The sequence below is a fragment of the Planktothrix sp. genome, from assembly GCF_046067725.1.
Lineage (GTDB): Bacteria > Cyanobacteriota > Cyanobacteriia > Cyanobacteriales > Microcoleaceae > Planktothrix.
Genome location: NZ_JBJUDF010000119.1, coordinates 1 through 4,734 on the forward strand (window position 1 = coordinate 1; position 4,734 = coordinate 4,734).

At 41.6% G+C, this 4,734-nt stretch carries 4 protein-coding genes and 1 tRNA gene; 2 read left to right on the forward strand and 3 right to left on the reverse strand.

Features of this window, described 5'->3' with window-relative positions; all coding sequences use genetic code 11:
- Positions 1-773 (reverse strand): carbohydrate ABC transporter permease (locus ACKPEB_RS06745; protein WP_408964095.1); only part of this gene is annotated, 773 nt, incomplete at its 3' end.
- 292 nt (positions 774-1,065) lie between these two features.
- On the opposite strand from ACKPEB_RS06745, the gene ACKPEB_RS06750 reads away from it, so the two are divergent.
- Both ACKPEB_RS06750 and ACKPEB_RS06755 read left to right on the forward strand, forming a co-directional pair.
- A complete protein-coding gene (locus tag ACKPEB_RS06750) occupies positions 1,066-1,761 on the forward strand; it encodes an aldehyde oxygenase (deformylating) (protein WP_408964096.1) in 696 nt (231 codons plus the stop codon).
- A gap of 128 nt (positions 1,762-1,889) precedes the next feature.
- Positions 1,890-2,915 (forward strand): long-chain acyl-[acyl-carrier-protein] reductase, encoded by a 1,026-nt coding sequence (locus tag ACKPEB_RS06755; protein WP_408964097.1) that lies wholly within the window; start codon positions 1,890-1,892, stop codon positions 2,913-2,915.
- A gap of 183 nt (positions 2,916-3,098) precedes the next feature.
- Here the strand turns inward: ACKPEB_RS06755 and ACKPEB_RS06760 are convergent.
- Positions 3,099-3,170 (reverse strand) — tRNA-Gly (locus tag ACKPEB_RS06760).
- A 134-nt stretch (positions 3,171-3,304) separates the two neighbouring features.
- A partial coding sequence (locus ACKPEB_RS06765) for a SulP family inorganic anion transporter (RefSeq protein WP_408964098.1) occupies positions 3,305-4,734 on the reverse strand: 1,430 nt, incomplete at its 5' end.

The window sequence follows — 4,734 nt, forward strand, 5'->3', positions numbered from 1 at the left end:
TTTTGTCCGATTAAAAATAATCCAATTACCGGAATAGAAGAAATCACAACCGCAGCCATTAATAATGACCAACCGCTTGTAAATTGCTCTTGAAATTCTGCTAAAACTAACTGCACAGTTTTTAATTCAGCTTTCGTAGTAAAGACCAGGGGTTTAAACAAATCATTCCATTCCCCGATAAAGGTAAATAAAAACAAGGTAATTAAAGCAGGTTTAGCCAAGGGTAACATAATTTGCCATAAAATCTGCCAGCGATTAGCCCCATCCAAGGCGGCGGATTCTTCTAATTCTACGGGAATGGTCAGGAAATATTGACGGAGGAGGAAAATCCCAAAACCATTCACCGCCGTGGGTAAAATTAAAGCCCAATAGGTATTGAGTAGGTGTCCCCATTTCAAGACTAAAAAGATGGGAATCACCAATAACTGAAAAGGGATTACCAGTGTAGCGATGACAATTAATAATAATGTTTGTCGTCCGGGGAAGTGTAACCGAGCTAAGGCGTATCCAGCTAAGGCGGAGGTGATGACTTGGAATGCGGTCACTCCTAAAGCCACTAAAGTTGAATTGGCAAAGGCGAGGAGAAAGCCTCCGCGATGCCAAGCTTCTTGATAGTTAGCCAGAGTCAAATTCGTGCCACCAACGGCGTTAGGGGTAGAGAAGGAGGTCAACAAGACCACAAATAAGGGTAATAATACAATCCCAGCCCCCATCAACAGTAGACCCCAACTGAGTCCGACTAATATTTTTTCCCGTTCAATTGTTGTTTTCATAAGTCAATGATAGTTTTAATCCTAAATTAATTTAGTTAAACTTATAATATAGAATCTGATCCTATTTTCCATCAAAGATTACCCTAGATTGACAAAAACATGAATTCATGGGAGGTTCTACAGCATCCCAAAGTGAAAAGACGTGGGTTTTGTGCGAGAATCGCTATAAGCTTAATTTAAGTCGTTTCTCAAAAACTCGACTCTTCAACCCGATTTTGAGGTTGTCCCAAAGGAGGAGAGAGTTTGCCAACTAGCAATAATAACTCATTTGTGATGAGGAGATTGTAAATCTATGCCACAGCTTGAAGCCATTCCAGAGATTGACTTCCAATCTAAAACCTATAAGGATGCCTACAGTCGGATTAATGCCATTGTGATTGAAGGGGAACAGGAAGCCTACGACAATTACATCAAGCTGGGTGAAATGTTACCAGAGCATCAAGAAGATTTAGCGCGTTTAGCCAAAATGGAAATGCGTCATCAGAAGGGGTTTCAATCCTGTGGTCGCAACTTAAATGTTACGCCGGATCTGGAATTTGCCCGTGAGTTCTTTTCTAGCTTGCACCAAAATTTTAAAGATGCCGCCGCAGAAGGTAAAATTGTCACCTGTTTGCTGATTCAATCTTTAATTATTGAATGCTTTGCCATTGCCGCTTATAACATTTACATCCCGGTTGCGGATGATTTCGCCCGCAAAATTACCGAAGGGGTGGTTAAAGATGAGTATAAGCACCTCAATTTTGGGGAAGAATGGTTGAAAGCGAACTTTGAAGCTTGTAAAGCGGAACTTGAAGAGGCTAACCGCCAAAACCTGCCGATTGTTTGGCAAATGCTCAACCAAGTAGCTGATGATGCTTTGGTTCTGGGCATGGAAAAAGAAGAATTAGTTGAAGATTTTATGATGACTTATGGGGAAGCTCTCAGCAATATCGGGTTTTCGACCCGCGATATTATGCGGATGTCTGCCTATGGTCTATCTGCTGTCTAAAATACCCTTTGGATTTTAGCCCTAACCGATGGAAGCTTGAGCAGACTGGAAACAGAGGATTGTTTTCTACCAGTCTGCGGCTTCTGACGTTAAAATCTAAAATCTATCTTAAAATTTACAGTTGAATCATGTTTGGTTTAATCGGTCATCTTACCAGTTTAGAACACGCCCAAGCCGTAGCCAGAGATTTAGGATATCCTGAATACGCTGATCAAGGGTTGGATTTTTGGTGTAGCGCTCCGCCTCAAATCGTGGATGATATTAAAGTCACAAGTATTACTGGTCAAATCATTGAAGGTAAATATGTAGAATCGTGTTTTTTACCGGAAATGTTAGCAAGCCGTCGGATTAAAGCCGCTACTCGCAAAGTCATTAATGCGATGGCTCATGCTCAAAAAAATGGCATTAATATCACAGCTTTAGGGGGATTTTCTTCAATTATTTTTGAAAATTTTAACTTAGAACAAATTCAACAAGTTCGTAATATTAAGTTAGAGTTTGAACGGTTTACAACGGGAAATACCCATACCGCTTATATTATCTGTCGTCAGGTTGAAAATGAAGCTCAACACTTAGGGATTGATTTAGGGAAAGCCACCGTTGCAGTTTGTGGGGCTACTGGAGATATTGGCAGTGCGGTGTGTCGTTGGCTTAACCGTCACACAGAAGCTGGAGAATTGTTATTAATTGCCCGTGATAAAGAACGCCTTAATGCCTTACAGGAAGAACTAGGACGGGGCAAAATCATGGGATTAGAAGAAGCTTTACCGGAAGCAGATATTATTGTTTGGGTTGCCAGTATGCCCAAAGGAGTTGAAATTGATCCAAATACCTTAAAAAAACCTTGTTTGTTAATTGATGGTGGCTATCCTAAAAATTTGGCTACAAAAATTCAACATCCAGAAATTCATGTCTTAGATGGAGGGATTGTGGAACACGCCCTTGATATTGATTGGAAAATTATGAAAATCGTCAATATGAAGTTACCGGGTCGTCAACTTTTTGCTTGTTTTGCGGAATCGATGTTGTTGGAATTTGAGAAAATTTACACCAATTTTTCTTGGGGTCGGAATCAAATTACCGTTGAAAAAATGGAAAAGATTGGTACCGTTTCCGTCAAACATGGGTTTAAACCTTTGGCTTTACCCTTTTAAGGTTTGAAGTGATCTTACCCCTACACCTGAAATGAGAGTAGGGGCTTATGTTGATTAAAAAATCAAGAGTATGTTCAGGTCAGGCTTATAAAGTATCTTATCCTGCCCGCAGGATTTTGTCAAGATGGCAGACTTTTATGCGCCATCAACCTAGTAAAGCTCTAAAAAAGTTAAGGAGTGTTAAGCGGACGAGGGGACTCGAACCCCTGACGTTCACCTTGGGAAGGTGACATTCTACCACTGAATTACGCCCGCAAATTTTTCACATTGTATTGTATTGAACTATAACATAATTTCCCTAATTTTCAATAGTCGCAATCGGTGAAACCAGAAAAACCCGTGAGCAGTCAGGCTAGAATTAGCAAGGGAACTCACGGGTTAGGAATGGCTCAGATTAATTCAGAGTTTGTTGTGATAATCGGTTTTTGAGCATCACTGGGGTTCGTGTCGAGCATTTCACCACTGTAGGCGGGAGAAGTAATCAGTGTTAAAGCTTGTTGTAAAGCTTCTTTCCGTTGCAGAATTAAATGATGAGAAGGAATCAGATCTAAGATCTTGAAGCGTTCCAAACGTTGTTTAATCTTACCTCTGGCACCAACAATAAAGACGTGACGACCTTTATCCACTGCATCCTTAATGGCGTTTTCAATCGCCAGAGAAGCCGTAACCCCTAACATCGGAACATCGCTTAAGTCAAAAATCAATACATCATAGTTTTGTGCCACGGATTCTTCACGGGCGATCGCCTTGGCTACTCCAAAGATCATCGGGCCGCTGAGATAGAATAACAACACTCGACCTTGACCAGCGGCGAGTAACTGTTTTTCCTCTGGACTCATGACAATGGCATCATCTTCATCGCTAATCGCTTTCACATCTTGAGCTTGCATATCACTCAAGCGTTCAATAGTGAGAATATTAGCAATAAATACCCCGACGCCCACAGCAACAATCAGGTCAACAAATACGGTTAGTAGCATCACGCCGTACATAATCATCGCTCCTTTGGCAGAAACGACGTGAGCACGTTTGAGGAAACTCCAATCGAGAATATCAATCCCCACTTTCAGGGCTATTCCGGCTAACACCGCCATCGGAATACTTTGGGTGAGACTAGCGGCGCCTAAAATCACAATGAGCAGAATCACCGCACGGGTCAGACCTGATAAGGCACTTTTTGCACCCGTTTGGATATTAACAACGGTTCCCATTGTTGCACCAGCACCGGGTAATCCGCCACAAATTCCTGATACCATATTGGCAATTCCTTGACCAATTAATTCTTTATTAGAATCGTGTTGAGTCCGGGTGATACTATCAGCAATGACGGCAGTTAATAAGGTATCAATACAACCTAACATCCCCAACATCACCCCATCAACTAACATAATGGTCAGTTGATCGAAGCTAAACACAGGCATTTGCAGGACGGGGAGTCCGGTGGGAATTTCGCCAATGCGACGAATATCAACCCCTTGGAAAAAGATTAAAGAAACGACTGTACCAATGACTAATGCTACTAATTGAGGCGGAACAATTCGCTTAAATTTGGATGGCATTAGGAAAATAATCGCCAGGGTTAAGGCTGCCAAGGTCGCATCTACAGGATTGATATTTGTCAATAGTTCCGGTAGGCTTTGGATGGTTCCCAAGACACCGCCCTTGGGTGTGGCTTGTCCTAAAAACGGTGGGATTTGCAAAATGATTAAAATGATCCCAATCCCCGACATAAAGCCGGAAATCACGCTATAGGGCATCAAGGTAATATATTTACCGAGTTTGAATACCCCAAAAATAATTTGAAATAACCCCGCAATCA

Coding starts and splice junctions, on each gene's coding strand:
- ACKPEB_RS06750 (WP_408964096.1), top strand. CDS start 1,066: ATGCCACAGCTTGAAGCCATTCCAGAGATTGACTTCCAATCTAAAACC.
- ACKPEB_RS06755 (WP_408964097.1), top strand. CDS start 1,890: ATGTTTGGTTTAATCGGTCATCTTACCAGTTTAGAACACGCCCAAGCC.